Below are 17084 nucleotides of genomic sequence, written 5' to 3' on the forward strand. Positions count from 1 at the left end.
TTTTGTTCTTTTTGCCCGCGCGGTCCGCCTTTAATTGATGCGGTACGGGCAGAAACGCAGCCCATCCGCGCTGACGAGCTTGTATTGGATGCCGTCCACATTCCCCTGCACTGCATACCGGATGGCGTTGCCGTGCAGATGACCGTAGAAACAGCGCTTGATACCGTATTCCTTCAGCGTCGCCACGATCTCCGGGGCGCTGGTGCCGGTGTAGACCGGCGGATAATGCAAAAACACGAGCTTTTCAAGGCCCGGCTCTGCGGCATCCAAGCTCATTTTCAGCCGCCCGATCTCCCGGTTCATCACCTTTTCGTCGTGGGGTTCCCCCACATCGAACAGCCAGCCCCGCGTGCCGCACAGAGCGCACCCTTCCACGGCGTAGGAGTTGTTGTGCAGGATGTGCAGGGTATCGAAGCCTTCCGCTTTTAAGTAAGCGTTCATCTTGTTGGCCGTAGTCCACCAGTAATCGTGGTTGCCCTTCATGATGAGCTTCTGACCCGGAAGCTGCTGCAGAAATTCAAAATCCTTGCGGGTATCGGTCAGGCGCATGGCCCAGCTGATATCCCCCGCCAACACGATGGTATCCTGCGGGGTGATCAGCTTGCGCCAGTTGCGCTCCAGCCGCTCCACGTAGCCATCCCACCCCGGAAAAATGTCCATGGGCTTGGACCCGCCGAGGGAGAGATGGGTATCGCCAAGCACATAAAGTGCCATTCTGTTACTCCTGTTCTAACGTTGCATCACGCCTGATAGCTCAGCGCCACCTGTGCGATCTGCTCCGGGTCGATGACGGTGTTGAAGCGCTCGGCCTTCCGGCGCAGCGCCGACAAGCTGGCCGGTGCGGTGCGGCCGGTGATCTCTTCCAGCTGCTGCATGGCCTCGAAATCGTTGGCCGGTGCGGTCTGGCCCAGCGCTTCCAGCACGCTGCGGGGGAACTTGAAGGGCGATGCGGTGGAGAGCACCACCATGGGCACGCCGTCCCGCTTGTGCTGCGCGGCCACATGGAAGGCCACCGCCGTGTGGGTATCGCAGAGGTAGCCGTCCTGTTCGTAACGGGCGCGGATCTCCCCTGCCACCTGCTCCTCGCTGCTCCAGCCGCACGCGAAGCTCTCCTGAATGGTCCGGAGCGTTTCGGGGCGGACGGTGTAGCTGCCGGTCTCGGCGAGGCTCTTCATCAGCGCGGCCACCTCGGTATCGCTGCCGGTGACGTGGTAGAGCAGACGCTCCAGATTCGACGAGACCAGAATATCCATGCTGGGCGAAGTGGTCTTGAAGAACTCCCGCTTGGCCGCATACGTGCCGGTGGTGAGGAAGTCCGTCAAGACGTTGTTCTCGTTGGACGCGCAGACCAGCTTGCCCACAGGCAGACCCATCTGCTTGGCATAATAGCCCGCAAGGATGTCGCCGAAGTTGCCGGTGGGGACGCAGAAGTCCACCTTGTCGCCAAAGGCGATCTTTCCGGCTTTGAGCAGCTGGGCATAGGCCGCGAAGTAGTAGACGATCTGCGGCACCAGACGGCCCCAGTTGATCGAATTGGCACTGGACAGGCGGATATTCCGCTTTGCCAGCTCTGCCGCGATGGCCCCATCGCCGAAGACCCGCTTCACGCCGGTCTGGGCATCGTCAAAGTTGCCACGCACGGCGTAGACGGCGACATTTTCGCCCTCCTGCGTTGCCATCTGCAGACGCTGGATCTCGCTGGTGCCGCCCGTGGGGAAGAAGACTGCGATCTCCACACCGGGGATGTCGTGGTAACCGTCCAGCGCGGCCTTGCCGGTATCGCCGCTGGTCGCCACGAGGATCAGGGTCTTCTCTGTGCGGTTCAGATTCTTTTTTGCCTCCACCAAAAGCTTCGGCATGAGTTGGAGGGCGTAATCCTTGAACGCACAGGTCGGGCCGTGCCACAGCTCCAGCGAATAAACGCTGTCGGACACCGGGGCCAGATACCCTGCCTTGCCGCCGAAGGCTTCCCCATAAGTGGCCTTCGCCGCCTCGGCGAGGAACTGCTGTGAATAATCGGTCAGGTACTGCCCCACGATGGCCGCTGCCATTTCGGGGTATTCCAACTCACAGATCGCTTGGACATCCACCTGCGGAAAGCTCTGCGGAACAAACAAACCGCCCTCGTCGGACAGGCCCTGTGCAATGGCCTGAGACGCACTTACCACGCGGTTCCGGTCTCTCGTGCTGAAAAACTGCATTGTCGTCGCTCCTTTTCGTCCGCGGGCCCACAATGGCCCTTTTTTGATGGCAGCGGCAAACGCCATTTTCTGCCTTTTCCCACCGGTGCACCCCGTTTATGCGGTAAATGCACCCTTTATAATATGTACCATCCAGCGCCCGCTGTCAAGAGGGGTGACCTCCGCCACGTCAAAACGGGCGGGTTCATCGCTTTGGCCGGTCTGCTGGAGATAATATTTTGTGGCACGGATGAGTTTGCGCTGCTTGGCTAAGGTCACAGCCTCCGCCGGGCTGGCCAATGGGTCCGGGCTGCGGGTCTTGACCTCGCACAGAACGATGGTACCGTCCGGCTCCCGCAGGATGAGGTCGATCTCCCCCATCTTGACGCGGTAATTGTGGACCAGCAGCGTACAGCCCTGTTTTTGGTAATAGCGTGCCGCCACGGCTTCGCCCCTGCGGCCGATCTCGGCCCGGTTCATCACTTGCCCTCCGGCCAGTAGCCCTGCTTTTTAAGGAAGCTGCGGCGGTAGAACGGCTGGATGCCGTACTGCGCGATCAGCTCATAGTGGAGCTTGGTCGGATAGCCCTTGTGCTTTGCAAGCTGATACTGGGGGTACTGCCTGTCCAGCTCCATCATATAGCGGTCCCGGCTGACCTTCGCCAGCACGGACGCCGCGCCGATGCTGGCGCTGGTGGCGTCGCCCTTGACCACCGGCTGCGCGGGCATGGTCAGCCCGGCCGGAGTGCGGTTTCCGTCAATGAGGACGAGGTTCGGCACGATGTCCAGCCCTTCCACGGCCTGACGCATCCCGCCCATGGTGGCGTTGAGGATGTTGTCGCGGTCGATGATGTCCGGCCCCACGAACACGATCTTGTAGGCCAGCGCCTTTTCCACGATCTCGTCAAACAGGGCTTCCCGCTTTTTCTCGGTCAGCTTTTTGGAGTCGTTGATGCCGTAGACCGGATGCTCCGGGTCGAGGATGCACGCCGCCACGCAGACGGGGCCGCACAGCGGGCCGCGCCCGGCTTCGTCCACCCCGGCAAAACAGCCGTACTGGGCCCGGACGTCGGCGTCATACGCATAGAGAGGTGCGGAGATCTCTTCGTCGGAGCGCCGTTTCATTCGTCGTCCTCCTCCGCAAAATCCACGAGGTCGTCCCGCTGGGGCGGGCGCTCCAGCGAGATGCGGCCCCACTTGCAGGCGCGGAACTCATCCACCAGCATGACTGCACAGCGCTCGGTGTTCACCTCGCCGCCCCGCACCAGCAAGCCGCGCTTCCGGCCAATGGCTTCCATCAGCTCGTAGGGCGGCAGTGCCAGCGTCTCGGCGTCCAGCTTGTAGCGCTGAGCCACCAAGTCGGGGTAGTTGCGGCGCACCTCGTCCAGCAGGTTCATCGCCAGCTCCTCTACGTCAAGGATATCGTCCTTGATGGAGCCGATGAAGGCCAGATTGGAGGCCGTCGTCTTGGAATCGAACTTTTTCCAGAGCACGCCGGGCATATCCAGCAGATCAAACTTTTCGGTGCTGACCCACTGCTTGCCCTTGGTCACACCGGGGCGGTCGGCGGCTTTGGCGCGGGCCGAGCCCGCAAAGGTGTTGATGAAGGTGGACTTGCCGACGTTGGGAATGCCGCAGAGCATCACCTGCGTCTTTGCGCCGCCCATGCCGCGCACCTGACGGCGCTCCAAAAGGCCCGCCAGCTCTTTTTCGATGGCGGTCTGGACGGCCTTGGCGCCGCCCTTCTGCTTGGCGCTGATGGCGACGCAGCCCGCATCCGCCGCGCGGAAGTAGCGGATCCACTCCTCCGTCACAGCCGGATCGGCCAGATCGGCCTTGTTCAGCGCGTAGAGCTTGGGTTTCCGGGCCGTGATCCGCTCGATCTCCGGGTTCAGGCTGGAAAGCGGGATGCGGGCGTCCAACAGCACGAGGCTGGCGTCTACGTGCTGGATCTCCTGCTCCATCATCCGCAGGGTCTTGGTCATATGGCCGGGGAACCACTGGATGTTATATTGGTTTGTAAACCGGGTGTCCTGATTGTTCATTTTACCACTCCAAAATCCGAAAAGGGCAGAAAGCAGACCAGTACCTTGCCCAGAATATCACGTTCGTCGATGCAGCCCACATAGGAAGAGCGGCTGTCCAGCGAATTGTTGCGGTTGTCCCCCATCACGAAGACAGTGCCCTCCGGCACGGTGTAGGGAAACTCCACATCGTAGCCGAGATAAGTCGGCTCGGCAATGTAATCTTCGTCCAGCACCTCGCCGTTGACGGTGACGGTACCGCTGGCATAATCGATGCTGATGGTGTCGCCACCCTTGGCGATGACCCGCTTGACCAGCGGCTTGCCGTAGGCCGTGTAGCTGTCCACGATGACGACATCGCCCCGCTGGGGTTCGTACCCCGCGCCCCAGACGATGAGCTTATCGCCGTTTTGCAAGGTGGGCACCATGGACGCGCCGTCCACCTGAATGATCCGGAAAAAGAACGAAAAGACCAGCACCAGCACCAGCGCAGCCGAGATCAGCGCCTCGTACCACTCAAATGCTCCTTGGCCCTTGGCCGCTGCGGGCTGCGCCGCCGTTTGCTTTTCCATATCCCGATGCACCTCTCAATCCAGTTTGCCGGACAAACCCGACAAATAAAGAAAAAAGGGACAACAAGTTGTCCCTTTCTTCCCGTTTACGCGGGGATCATCAAATATCGCTCTTGACCTTGGCAGCCTTGCCGGTACGGCCACGCAGATAGAACAGCTTTGCGCGGCGGACCTTGCCCTTGCGGACAACAGTGACCTTCTCAACGAAGGGGCTGTTGATGGGGAAGACACGCTCGACGCCAACGCCATAAGACACGCGGCGGACGGTAAAGGTCTCAGCAACGCCGCCGTGCTTCTTTGCGATCACAGTGCCCTCAAAGGCCTGAATGCGCTCACGGTCGCCGTCCTTGATACGAACATCAACGCGGACGGTGTCGCCAACGTTGAACTGGGGCTTCTCAGCCTTGATGCTGCCTTCGGAAATAATCTTCAGTGCGTCCATTTTTGAATCCTCCATTTGTTTTTAGACGTTCATACACGGCTCCTTGCCGTCAGAGGACCGCCCGTTTAATGAGTTGTGTCATTAACCCCGCTGTGGTTTCAGCGGACACTAACGCCTTAATAGGATAGCACAAAACGCCCGCAAATGCAAGCGATTTGCCCAAAATTATCCCAAAATTTTTCCGTTCTGCCCAAAAGACGTTCTTCCGGCCCGGTGCTCAGGCGAAAAGCGTCTTTTCAGCGGTCAGGAACTTCGTGCGCAGGATGTTGGCCGCTGCCGCCGGGACACCGAGGTGCTCTTCCAGCGCCGCCGTCAAAAGCGAGGGGTTCAGGGTCAGATCCTGCGAAGCGGGCAGACAGATCTCAAACCGCACCCGCTCCCCCGCTTCCGTCAATTCCAGCGCGGGGATATGCTCCTTCAGCTCCACGGTCTTGGTGTTCCGCTTGCTCTTTTTCTCCACCGGAACGCTTTCCAGCGCGTTGTACTGCGCCAGCTTTTCCGCTTCGGCGGCCGGGTAGCTGATCTCATAGCACGCATAGGCGATGAGGTCGGCTTTCATCTCCACCGGGGCCACTTTGGTGACCACGATGCCGGCGGGCATGATGGCATTGAGGGCCGTCTTCCAATGCTCAAAATCGGGCTGTTCCGCTTCGGTCTTGACGTCCACACACTCGCACTCGCTCTCCTGCCCCAGCGAAAGCGGACAGGCGAAGGTCATATAGATATGGGGGTTGAAGCCCAGCGTATGCCACACCGGCAGCCCGCTGCGCTTGAGGATCCGCTGCATCACCCGCTGCATGTCCAGCAGCGAGATGTAGGAGGCCTCATTTTTCTTTTCAAACGAGATTCTGACTGTAATCAAAGCAGGGACCTCCTAACAGATGATTGGCACCGCAGCCGTGGCATGCGCGGTTGCAGGGCTGGGTGGTCTGGGCTGCAAGGGCCTTCTGGTACTCGCGCACCAGATACTCGTGGGTCACGCCGTAATCCATGTGGCTCCACGGGGTCACTTCGTCCAGCCCGATGGGGCGCTGGCAGTAGAAGAACGGATCCACGCCGAGGTCTTCGAAGGTCTGCATCCACGTGTCATACCGGAAGCACTCGTCCCAGCCGTCGAAGTAGCAGCCGCGCTTGTAGGCTTCGAGGATGACCGGAGCCAAGCGGCGGTCGCCCTTGGCGAAGACGCCCTCAAGGAAGCTGGTCTTGCTGTCGTGGTAGTTGACCTTGATCTTCCGGCTGCGGGCGCGGGCACACTCCACCAGATGCTTCTGCTTTTCACGCAGCATCTCCTCGGTGTCCATGGGCACGAACTGGAAGGGGGTGTGGGGCTTGGGGACAAAGCAGGAGCAGCTGATGGTCACCTGCACGCCGCGGCCCTTGGCGTGGGGGGTGTTGTAGTACAGGTCCACGACTTTCTGGGCCGTTTCGGCAATGCCCTCGATGTCCTCCATCGTCTCGGTGGGAAGGCCCATCATGAAGTAGAGCTTGACCGACGAATAGCCGTTGGCAAAGGCGATGGAGCAGGTCTTTTCGATCTCGTCCCACGTAACGTTCTTGTTGATGACGTCGCGCAGACGCTGGGTGCCTGCCTCGGCGGCAAAGGTCAGGCCGCTCTTGCGCACCTTGGTGGTTTTTTCGATAAGGCTCTGGGAGAAGTTGTCCATTCGCAGAGAGGGCAGCGACAGGCTGACGTGCTCTTCCGGGGCCCACTCGTTCAAATCGTCCAGCAGCTCTTCGAGCTGGCTGTGGTCGGAGGTGGACAGGCTGGAAAGGCTCAGCTCCTCATAGCCGGTATTGGCGCACAGGTCCTGCGCAGCCTTGTTCAGCAGGTTCGCGTCCCGCTGGCGCATGGGGCGGTACAGGAAACCCGCCTGACAGAACCGGCAGCCGCGCACGCAGCCGCGCAGCACCTCGATGCTGGCGCGATCCTGAATGGCACCCACCATCGGCACAACGAAGTTCGTCGGGGGCGCAAAATCGTTCAGATCCTTGATGATGGCCTTGGTGATCACTGCCGGGATGCCCGGCTCGTTGGGGGTGATGGACTTCACCCGGCCGTCCTCGTAATAGTCCACATCATAAAAGGCCGGGATATAGATGCCGGGGATCTTCGCGATGCGCCGCAGCAGTTCCTTTTTGGGAACGCCGCCCTCTTTTTTCGCCTTCTCGATCTCGGCGCAGATGCCGGGCAGTTGGTTCTCGCCCTCACCCAGCTGGATGACGTCGAAGAAGTCCGCAATGGGTTCCGAGTTGCACGCGCAGGGGCCGCCCGCCACGATCAGCGGCCAGCTTTCATCGCGGTCCTTGGCGTAGAACGGGATGTGCGCAAGGTCCAGCATGGCCAGAATGTTGGTGTAGGAAAGCTCGTATTGCAGCGTAAAGCCCACCGCATCAAAAGCGGTCAGCGGGTCCTTGCTCTCCATGGTGTAAAGGGGCAGATCCAACCGCTCCATCTCGGCCTTCATATCCAGCCACGGCATGAATGCGCGCTCGCACCACCAGTTTTCATGGCTGTTGAGCAGCTCGTACAGGATCTTTTCGCCGAGGAAGGACATGCCCACCTCGTAGGTATCCGGGAAGCAGAACGCAAACCGGACATCCATCTTTTCCTTCTCTTTATATACGCTGCCCGGCTCGCCGCCCGTATAACGGCCCGGCTTCTGCACCCGGCCCAGCGCTTCCTTCAGTTTCGGATCAAACATCAGGTTCCTCCATTGACAGAACATTATTCTTGAACCTTTTTATTTTACCTGATTTCGCGGGGAATTGCAATCCTTCTTTTTGCGGTGTGCCAGCTCCCACAGCGCCGCCGCCATCTGTGCCCCATCCAGCGGCGGGATGGGCAGAAGGTTGAACGCCCCGGTCAGAAGGTTTGCGGCGAGAAAAGCGCTGCCCCGGATGGTGGCGGCATCGGACAGTTTCCCGGCCCAGAGCGCCGCCAGTAGGGCGTTCGTCAGCGGGCCTGCCGCCGCCAGCCAGAAGGTCTGCTGCGGCATCAGAGCTTTGCCGCGGGTGCGCATACAAAAGCCGGTCATGTTCACTTCCAACGTTGGCATCTCATGGAGCATGGCAAGATACGCCGCCACATGCCCGCATTCGTGGAGGAACGCCGCCCACAGCCCGATGCGCAGAAAACCACTCGCGTCGAACCAGAGCAGCCCATACAAGATGCCGCAGAGCAGTACCGGGTCCCGGAACACAAACGGCCCGGCGCGGAGCGTCCGCTTCATGGCAGAGGAAGGGCGGCGGCGGGGTTCTGCCGGACACCCTGCGTCAAAAATTCAAAGTGCAGGTGCGGCCCCGTCGCCCGGCCCGTCTGCCCGGCGGTGCCGAGGCACTCCCCCGCCCGGACGACTTCCCCGGCCCGGACGTAGAGATACTGCATATGGGCATAGATCGTTTCCTGCCCGTCGGCGTGGGAAAGGCAGAGGTAGTTGCCGTAGGTCGCGCTGCGGCGGGCGGCGGTCACGGTGCCCGCCAGCGCCGCCAACACCGGGGTTCCCTCTGCACAGGCAAGGTCCACGCCCCGGTGGAAGGTCTCGTCTCCGGTGAAGGGGTCTTCCCGCCAGCCGTAGGCATCCGAAAGCCAGCAGCTCCCCGCCAGCGGGAAAGTCAGCGCCTGCGTGGGCTTGGCCACCTTGAGCGATGTTCCCGCCGGGGCCCGCTGCGCCGCTTTCGCACAGGCCGGAAGCATGACCCCCGCCAGCAGCCCAAAGAGCAGCGCCGCTAATATCCCCACCGCTGCGCCCCTTCGAATGATTTTCAACACCCCGGCTCGTCCTGTTTTTCTCTGCATCGTCTTGTTCCTCCGTCGGAACAGTGTATGCTGCGGCAAGGCAGCTGAGAACGCAAAAACACCCGCAAGTCTCCCTGCGGGTGTCGGTTTCCTTATCTTCTTCTGGGGCGGAACCAGTTGTGGATCCGCTCAAAAAAGCTCTGACGCCCGTGCGATTCCGTGTGCGGTGCCGGGCTTTGGGCCACAGGGTGCGGCTTTTCCGGGGCGGGCGGCACAGGCTGCGGCGCTTCGGGGGCCGGAGCCGGCTTCGGATTTGCTTCCGGCTTGGGCGGTATCTGGGGCGTCTCCGGGGCCTTGGGGGCGGCAGGAGCTTCCGGCTGCTTCGGCTGGGGCTGCGTCACGGCTTTGGAAGCCTCGGTATCGTGGCGGGTCCAATCGTCCTTCAGCAGGTCGTACATATCCATCTGGCCGTTGACCAGTTCTTCGCCGGGGGCGGATTTCACCTTCTGGTAACTGCCGTCGGCCCGCATCTCGCGGGCGTTGACGTTATCCCGCAGCTGGAGCTGCAAAATATCGCTGAGCTTCTGGATGAGAATGGGGTCTTCCACCCGGACGCCCACCTCCACGCGGCACTCTGTGTTGCGGGTGAGGAAGTCGCCGGAGGCGATATAGATGCGGGTCTCGGTGCCGTCGTAGAAGCTGTAAATGCGGCCATGCTCCAAGTAGCGGCCCACAAGGCTGCGGATGTGAAGATTCTCGGTCTTGCCCGGCACCTCGGCACGGACGCAGCAGATACCGCGGACGATCATATCGATGCGGACCCCGGCGCAGCTTGCTTCCTGCAATTTCAGGATGATGTCACGATCCGAGATGGAGTTGTTCTTCAGGATCATGGACGCCGGGCGGCCCAGACGGGCGGCGGTGATGACCCGGTCCATCTCGTCCAGCAGGACGCTCTTGAACCGCAGCGGGGCCACCAGCATTTTTTCGCTGGTCTCCGTCAGTTTCTGCACGGCGAGATTCTGGAAGACGTTGGACGCCTCCTCGCCGATGCCGTGGTCAGCGGTGATGAAGGAGTAATCGGTGTAGAGTTCGCTGGTCTTTTCGTTGTAGTTGCCGGTGCCGATCTGGGTGATATAGCTGTAGCCCTGCGCACTCTTTTTGGTGATGAGGGTCAGCTTGGAGTGGACCTTGTAATCCTCGAAGCCATACAGCACGGTACAGCCCGCTTCCTCCAGCTGCTTCGACCAGTCGATGTTGTTCTGTTCGTCAAAGCGGGCGCGCAGCTCCACCAGCGCCACAACTTCCTTGCCATTTTCGGCTGCTTCCATCAGGGCCTGTACGATCTGGGACTCCCGCGCCATCCGGTACAGGGTCATCTTGATGGAGATGACGTCCGGGTCCTGCGCGGCCTTTTTCAGCATCGCGATGAAAGGCCGGATGGACTGGTACGGATAGCTGAGCAGCACATCGTGCTTCTGCACCTCGGCGGCGAGGTCGTACTCCGGCGGCGGCAGCATGGGCCGGGCCGAGGGGTAGAACAGCTCCGGGTGGCCGTCGGCCTCCATCTTGCCGGTGAGCTTATAGAAGAAGCTCAGGTCCAGCGGACTCTTCTGGGCAAACACACGCTTGTGCGTCAGTTCCAGCTTGCCGCAGAGGATGCGGACGATCTCCTGCGGGGCCGTCGGCGTGACCTGCAGACGGACAGCCGCCAGCTTGCGGCGGCGCTTGAGCAGATCGGCCATGATCTCACGGTAGTCGATGTCATGGTCCATCATCCCCTCTTTCACGTCGATGTCGGCGTTGCGGGTGACGCGGAAAAGGCATTTTTCCTGCACAGCATCCTTGCCGAAGATGAGGGCCGCATAGTGCAGCACCAGCTCCTCGGTGAGGGCGAACTCGGTGTGGCCATCCCGGCGGACAAGCTGCAGCCGCTCCATCTGGCTGGAAATGGGGATCATGCCAAGGCTCTGGCCCTCTTTTTCCTTGAGCAGGACGCCGAGGTAGATCTCCTTATTGCGCAAAAACGGGAACGGGTGGCGGCTGTCCACGATCTGCGGGCTGAGGATGGGGAACAATTCGCTCTGGAAATACTTCTTCCAGAAATGCTCCTCCTCCTTGGAAAGAGCATCGAAGTCCACCTTTTTGTAGCCGCACGCCGCCAGATTTTCCAGCGCCTTCTCATAGTATTTGTCGCAGTCCTCCTGCAGATGAGCCGTCTTGGGCATGATGGCGGCCAACTGCTCCTCGGCGGTCATGTTCGTCTTGTTCTCGCGCTTGTCCCGCTCCTTTTTGGCGCGCATCAGGCTGGCCCGCTCTTGGAGCGAACCCACGCGCACCATGAAGAACTCGTCGAGATTGGAGCCATAGATCGCAAGGAACTTGAGCTGCTCCGCCAGCGGGACATTCTTATCCTTGCCCAGCACGAGCACCCGGCGGTTGAAATCCAACCAGCTCAATTCGCGGTTGATGAAAATCGAATCCTCTTTCATAGTTACTCCCCTTTTTCTGGGTTTGTTCAGCTCACATAGGCCAGCTCTGCCCACGACGCCACCATGTTTTCGGTCAGGCCCGGCACCGCGGCGGCATCCTCGACCCGCCGGAAGGGGCCATGCGCCTCACGGTAGTCGAGGATCGCCTGTGCCCGCTTTTCGCCTACGCCCGGCAGGATGCAGAGCGTTTCGAAGTCGGCAGTGTTCAGATCCACCCGGAGCGATTGGAGCAGCGGCGTCTGGGGCGCGGGGTCTGACTTTGCCTTGGGCGGCGCATACCAGAAGGCCAGCGCCACGCACAGGGCCGCCGCCAACACGGCGCAGAGCAGAAATACCCGCTCGTGCCGCTTTCCGGCTTTCTGAGAACTGGTTTCTCCCATTGTACCCGACTTTCCTCCAAAAAGAAAGCCCCCTGCACAAAGTATACAAGGAGCTTACAAAATCTTTACGTTACGCGAACTTTTCGGCCGCACGCACCATGCCGTACAGCAGTTCCGCCGCCGCACCGGCATCGTGGTCGGTGAGGGTCGTCTGCTTGGCGGCAAGGCGCAGCTCTGCCGGGGCGTCGGCGGGGACGACGCTGTTCCCCGCCAGTTGGACCAGCTCGGTCATCTGGGTGCAGTCTGCCAGAACGGTCAGCTGCTCGGCAGAGTAGCCAGCGGGCGGGCAGACAGCGTTCAGCATAGCCGTGCCGGACACACCGCCCGGCAGCAGGGCCACCACATCCGGGGCCATCCGCTCGGCGCGGAGGGTCACGGTCGCTTCACCCAGCGTTTTTTCCAGCAGAGCGGTCAGGGGCACCTGCTTTTTGTCCTGATAGAACAGGATGCGCAGAACCTCCTCGCCCCTGACATCCGCCGCGTTGCTCAGCACGAAGCTGGTCCACTCCTGCCGCAGGTGGGCTTCCAGCGCTTCGCTCATCCGCACCACGCGGGTAGTGCCGTCCCGCATCTGGAACGCGATGCCGATGCCGGGCGCAGCGGGCAGAACCTTCAGGACGGAATCTTCCATCCCGGCAAAGCTGCACAGCGCCGTGCCGCTGCCCTCCGCAAAATTATAGGCCAGAATGCCGCCGCAGACCAGCGCAGGTGCACTGAGCCGCACTCCGCCCAGCAGAGAACGCACGACTTTCGGCGACCGCTGGGAGTAGACGGTCAGCTTGCCGCCGCGGCTGGCAAACAATTGCAGCACATCCCGGTGGAGCTGGGGCAGATTGCCCTCGGCATTCAGCAGCAGATTGTCCAGATCGCAGAGGACCAATGTATTTTCGATGGAATTGCTCATTCGTTGTTTCCTCCTGTGCGCTGACGGAGCGTGGTCAGAAAGCGGGTGAAGTAATCCGGCAGTTCGGAATCGAACCGCAGATGCTCCCCCGTGATGGGGTGGATGAAGCCCAGCGTTTTGGCGTGCAGACACTGGCCGTGGAGGCTTGTGATGCAGTTGTGGGGGCCGTAGACGGGGTCGCCCGCCACCGGGTGATGGATGGACGCCATGTGGACGCGGATCTGGTGGGTGCGGCCTGTTTTCAGGCGGCACTCCAGCATCGTGAACTCGCCCAGCCGCTCCAGCACCTTGTAGCCGGTGTAGGCGTACTTGGTGTGGGGCTCGGTGGACGGGTAGACGGCCATCTTCTTCCGGTCGGTCTTGGAGCGGCCGAGGTTCGATTCCACGAAGCCCTCGTCCTGCGCAAAGCCGCCGTAGACGATGGTGTTGTAGGCCCGCTCGACGCTGTGGACCGCCATCTGCTGCGACAGGCCGATGTGGGTGGCGTCGTCCTTCGCCACCACGAGAAGGCCGCTGGTGTCCTTGTCGATGCGGTGGACGATGCCGGGGCGGATCTCGCCGCCGATGCCGGAAAGGCTCCCCTTGCAGTGCCACAGCAGCGCATTGACAAGGGTACCGTCCGGGTTGCCGGGGGCCGGGTGGACCACCATGCCCTTGGGCTTGTTCACCACCAGAAGATGCGCATCCTCGTAAACAATGTCCAGCGGGATCTCCTGCGGCACAGCCTCGATGGGCCTTGCGTCCGGGATCTCCATCAGGATGACATCCCCCGCCTTGAGCTTCAGGCTCTTGGCCGGGGCCTTGCCGTTGCACAGCACATGACCTTCGGCCACAAGGGCTTGCAGCGCACTGCGGGAGAGGCCGGTGTCCTCGCCGCTCAGAAAGCGGTCGATGCGCTGGCCCGCACCCTCGGCTTCGACGATAAATTCACGCTGTTCCATGGGTCACTGCTCCTTTGCGCTGTCCTCGTGCAGCTCCTCCAGAAAGATGACCAGCACCCAGAGCGCCACGCCCACACAGACGCAGATATCCGCGAAGTTGAAGACGGCGAAGCGCATGAACAGCACGTTGATATAATCCACGACCTCGCCGTTCAGCACCCGGTCGATCAGGTTGCCGATGCCGCCGCCCAGCACGAGGATCAGTGCTGCCTGCTGCAAGCGGTTGTTCCGGCTGCGGAAGAAGAGCCAGTAGGCCACGAGGAGCAGCGCTGCGCTGGTGGCGATGATCAGAAACAGCTGCTTGCCGCTGAGCAGACTGAACGCCATGCCCTGATTGAGCACGAACCGCAGTTCCACCACATGCGGGATCAGCGGCATAGCCCCTACGGGCTGCAAAACGCTCACCGCCCACGCCTTGATGGCCTGATCTGCGCCGATCAGCGCCGCCACGCACAGCAGATTGAAGATAACAAATGCCATAACGAATCCTCCCAACGGCGGAAGGGCCCGCCGGTTTTCTGATACCAAAAAGCGGCGCTCCCCTGCTCGAAAGGAGCGCCGCAGCGTTCAAAAGTTTTTGCTTAGCCTTCGACCACGCTTGCGCAGCGCGCGCAGAGGGTGGGGTGAGCCGGGTGGGTGCCGATGTCTGCGGAGTACTTCCAGCAGCGCTCGCACTTGTCGCCGGTGGCGTGTGCAGCAGCAATGCCCAGACCCTCGACTGCGGAGGCAGCGCCGCCCTCGCCCTTGACCAGCTCCACGTGGGAGACGATCATCAGGTCGGCCAGCTCGTCCATGGGGATGCTGTTCAGCAGGTCATAGACGGCATCGCCGCAGTACAGGGTGACGGAAGCTTCCAGCGAAGCACCGATAGTCTTCTCGGCACGGGCCTGTTCCAGCACCTTCTTGACCTCGTCGCGGACAGCGATGAGCTGATTCCACTTGGCCTTGAAGGCGTCGTCGGCTGCGTACTCGCCCGCCTTGGGCATATCCTCGAAGACGACGTACTTGTTCATGCCCTCGGTCTTGGGCAGGAAGTCCCAGATCTCCTGACTGGTGAAGCAGAGGATGGGGGCGATGATCTTGTCCAGAGCGACGAGGATCTTGTACATGGTGGTCTGTGCTGCGCGGCGGGCTGCGCCGTTGGTGCAGTACAGGCGATCCTTGGTGACGTCCAGATAGAAGTTGGACATGGCCACGACGCAGAAGTTGTAAACGGCGTGGTAGACCTTGTTGAAGTCATAGACCGCATAGCCGTTATGCGCATTGACGATCAGATCGTCCAGCGCGGCCAGTGCCCAGCGGTCGATCTCCTGCAGCTGGTCGTCGGCGACACAGTCGGTATTGGGATCGAAACCGTCGAGGTTGCCCAGAATGAAGCGGGCGGTGTTGCGGATCTTGCGGTATGCCTCGCTCAACTGCTTGAAGATATTCTTGCCGGCACGCACATCGACGGTGTAATCGGAAGAAGCGACCCACAGGCGGATGATATCGGCGCCGTAGTCCTTGATGATCTCGCTGGGCTCCACGCCGTTGCCGGCGCTCTTGTGCATCTGCTTGCCCTGCTCGTCCACGACCCAGCCGTGGCACAGAACGGACTTGTACGGTGCGCAGCCCTTGGAGGCAACGCTGGTCAGCAGACTGGACTGGAACCAGCCGCGGAACTGGTCGCCGCCCTCCATATACATATCGGCCGGGAACTTCAGCTCCGGGCGCTCCTCCAGAACGGCGGCGTGGGTGGAACCGGAATCGAACCAGACGTCCATGATATCGGTGTCCTTGATCCACTCGGAAGCGCCGCACTTCTCGCAGACTTCCCCTGCGGGGATGATCTGCTCGGCTTCGTACTTATACCAAGCGTCGGAGCCCTCCTTGCGGAACAGCTCGCTGACGGCCTTGATGGTGGCATCGGTGATATGGTAAGCGCCGCACTTCTTGCAGTAGAAGGCCGGGATGGGCACGCCCCAAGTGCGCTGGCGGCTGATGCACCAGTCGTTGCGGTCGCGAACCATGCCCTTCATGCGGTCGTGGCCCCAATCGGGCATCCACTGCACGGTGTCGATGGCCTTGTAAACATCCTCACGGAACTTGGCCACGGAGCAGAACCACTGCTCGGTGGCGCGGAAGATGATGGGGTGGTGGCAGCGCCAGCAGTGCGGATACTGGTGCTTGATGTGCACCTGACCCATGACGGCACCGGACTCCGTCAGGTCGGCCAGAATGGTCTTGTTGGCCGCCCAGACGCGCTGACCGGCGTACTTGCCGGCGAGGTCGGTCAGGTAGCCGCCATCGTCCACGGGGACGGTGATGGGCACCTGCGGATACTTCTGGCAGACGTTGAAGTCATCGACGCCGTGGCCGCCAGCGGTGTGGACGCAGCCAGAGCCGCTTTCCAGCGTGACGTGGTCGCCAAGGATGACCCAGCCTTCCTTGGGCAGGTAGACGTGCTGATAACGCATCAGCTCGAACTCTGCGCCGCTGACCGGCTCGCCCACCACCTCATACTCGGTGATATGGCAAGCGTCCATGACGCTCTTGACCAGCTCGGTGGCCATGATGTGATACTCCTCGCCGATCTTGACGAAGGAATACTCGAACTGACCGTTCAGGCAGATGGCCTCGTTGGCGGGCAGGGTCCAAGTGGTCGTGGTCCAGATCACGAAGTAGGTCTTATCCATCGGGATGCCGTGCTTTGCCAGCACGCCGTTGGGGTCCTGCGTGACGTGGAAGCGGACGAAGATGGAATCGCAGTCGTCCTCGCCGTACTCGATCTCAGCCTCAGCCAGAGCGGTGCGGCAGTCCGGGCACCAGTACACGGGCTTCAGGCCCTTGTAGATATAGCCCTTCTTGGCCATCTCGCCGAAGATCTCGATCTGGCGTGCCTCGAACTCCGGCTTCAGGGTCAGATAGGGGTGCTCGAAGTCGCCGATGACGCCCAAACGCTTGAACTGGTCGCTCATGATGTCAATGTGCTCAGTGGCGAACTTTTCGCAGATCTGGCGCAGCTCCAGCTTGGAGATGTCCTTCTTCTTCTCGCCGACGGAGGACAGAGCCTTCAGCTCGATGGGCAGACCATGGGTATCAAAGCCGGGCACATAGGGAGCCTGATAGCCCTCCATGTTCTTGTCGCGGATGATGATATCCTTGATGATCTTGTTCAGGGCCGTGCCCATGTGGATGTTGCCGTTTGCATACGGAGGGCCGTCGTGCAGGACAAACTTGGGCTTGCCGTCGTTGTGCTTGATGAGGTTGTTGTACAGGTCGTTGTCCTCCCAGTCCTTGAGCATCACAGGCTCCTTCTTGGGCAGACCTGCACGCATCTCAAACAGAGTCTTGGGCAGATTCAACGTACTGTCGTACTGAGACTTATTCTTAGCCAATGGTTACACACTCCTCTAATTTACTAAAATGCTTGGG

General features: G+C 61.0%; 17 protein-coding genes. All 17 read right to left on the minus strand.

The window, feature by feature from the left end; genetic code table 11:
- Positions 1 to 30 precede the first annotated feature (30 nt).
- Complete coding sequence (locus C4N23_RS00660) at positions 31 to 714, minus strand: metallophosphoesterase (RefSeq protein WP_112143344.1); 684 nt, start codon at positions 712 to 714, stop codon at positions 31 to 33.
- 26 nt (positions 715 to 740) lie between these two features.
- The gene (thrC, locus tag C4N23_RS00665) at positions 741 to 2201 is read right to left on the minus strand and encodes a threonine synthase (protein ID WP_112143346.1); all 1461 of its coding nucleotides are present in this window, start codon (positions 2199 to 2201) and stop codon (positions 741 to 743) included.
- Between the two features lie 96 nt (positions 2202 to 2297).
- Positions 2298 to 2660 (minus strand): YraN family protein, encoded by a 363-nt coding sequence (locus C4N23_RS00670; protein ID WP_112143348.1) that lies wholly within the window; start codon positions 2658 to 2660, stop codon positions 2298 to 2300.
- Positions 2660 to 3304, minus strand: coding sequence for a ribonuclease HII (locus tag C4N23_RS00675; RefSeq protein WP_112143350.1), 645 nt, complete (start codon positions 3302 to 3304; stop codon positions 2660 to 2662). The genes C4N23_RS00670 and C4N23_RS00675 overlap by 1 nt, the downstream gene beginning before the upstream one ends.
- On the minus strand, positions 3301 to 4224 hold the full coding sequence (gene ylqF / locus C4N23_RS00680) for a ribosome biogenesis GTPase YlqF (RefSeq protein ID WP_112143352.1): 924 nt from the start codon (positions 4222 to 4224) through the stop codon (positions 3301 to 3303). The genes C4N23_RS00675 and ylqF overlap by 4 nt, the downstream gene beginning before the upstream one ends.
- A complete protein-coding gene (gene lepB / locus C4N23_RS00685) occupies positions 4221 to 4775 on the minus strand; it encodes a signal peptidase I (protein ID WP_097838658.1) in 555 nt (184 codons plus the stop codon). The genes ylqF and lepB overlap by 4 nt, the downstream gene beginning before the upstream one ends.
- A 100-nt stretch (positions 4776 to 4875) precedes the next feature.
- On the minus strand, positions 4876 to 5217 hold the full coding sequence (gene rplS / locus C4N23_RS00690; protein WP_055188169.1) for a 50S ribosomal protein L19: 342 nt from the start codon (positions 5215 to 5217) through the stop codon (positions 4876 to 4878).
- 217 nt (positions 5218 to 5434) lie between these two features.
- Positions 5435 to 6079, minus strand: a complete 645-nt coding sequence (locus C4N23_RS00695; protein WP_112143354.1) for a TIGR03936 family radical SAM-associated protein — start codon at positions 6077 to 6079, stop codon at positions 5435 to 5437.
- Positions 6054 to 7919, minus strand: a complete 1866-nt coding sequence (locus tag C4N23_RS00700) for a TIGR03960 family B12-binding radical SAM protein (protein WP_112143356.1) — start codon at positions 7917 to 7919, stop codon at positions 6054 to 6056. The genes C4N23_RS00695 and C4N23_RS00700 overlap by 26 nt, the downstream gene beginning before the upstream one ends.
- A 39-nt stretch (positions 7920 to 7958) precedes the next feature.
- Positions 7959 to 8447, minus strand: a complete 489-nt coding sequence (locus C4N23_RS00705; protein ID WP_112143358.1) for a site-2 protease family protein — start codon at positions 8445 to 8447, stop codon at positions 7959 to 7961.
- A complete protein-coding gene (locus tag C4N23_RS00710) occupies positions 8444 to 9013 on the minus strand; it encodes a M23 family metallopeptidase (protein ID WP_112143360.1) in 570 nt (189 codons plus the stop codon). Before C4N23_RS00710 ends, C4N23_RS00705 begins: the two co-directional genes overlap by 4 nt.
- A 92-nt stretch (positions 9014 to 9105) precedes the next feature.
- Positions 9106 to 11445, minus strand: coding sequence for a polyphosphate kinase 1 (ppk1, locus tag C4N23_RS00715; RefSeq protein ID WP_112143362.1), 2340 nt, complete (start codon positions 11443 to 11445; stop codon positions 9106 to 9108).
- Between the two features lie 26 nt (positions 11446 to 11471).
- The gene (locus tag C4N23_RS00720; RefSeq protein ID WP_112143364.1) at positions 11472 to 11825 is read right to left on the minus strand and encodes a ComEA family DNA-binding protein; all 354 of its coding nucleotides are present in this window, start codon (positions 11823 to 11825) and stop codon (positions 11472 to 11474) included.
- Positions 11826 to 11895: 70 nt separating this feature from the next.
- Positions 11896 to 12729, minus strand: a complete 834-nt coding sequence (locus C4N23_RS00725) for an HAD hydrolase family protein (RefSeq protein WP_112143366.1) — start codon at positions 12727 to 12729, stop codon at positions 11896 to 11898.
- The gene (locus tag C4N23_RS00730) at positions 12726 to 13670 is read right to left on the minus strand and encodes an RluA family pseudouridine synthase (RefSeq protein WP_055188185.1); all 945 of its coding nucleotides are present in this window, start codon (positions 13668 to 13670) and stop codon (positions 12726 to 12728) included. Before C4N23_RS00730 ends, C4N23_RS00725 begins: the two co-directional genes overlap by 4 nt.
- A 3-nt stretch (positions 13671 to 13673) precedes the next feature.
- Complete coding sequence (gene lspA, locus C4N23_RS00735; protein ID WP_097838651.1) at positions 13674 to 14150, minus strand: signal peptidase II; 477 nt, start codon at positions 14148 to 14150, stop codon at positions 13674 to 13676.
- Positions 14151 to 14251: 101 nt separating this feature from the next.
- Positions 14252 to 17047 carry an isoleucine--tRNA ligase gene (ileS, locus tag C4N23_RS00740; RefSeq protein ID WP_055188189.1) on the minus strand — a complete coding sequence of 932 codons (2796 nt, stop codon included), beginning with the start codon at positions 17045 to 17047 and terminating at the stop codon, positions 14252 to 14254.
- Positions 17048 to 17084: the final 37 nt, after the last annotated feature.

Source organism: Faecalibacterium hattorii (assembly GCF_003287455.1).
GTDB classification, from domain to species: Bacteria; Bacillota; Clostridia; order Oscillospirales; family Ruminococcaceae; genus Faecalibacterium; species Faecalibacterium hattorii.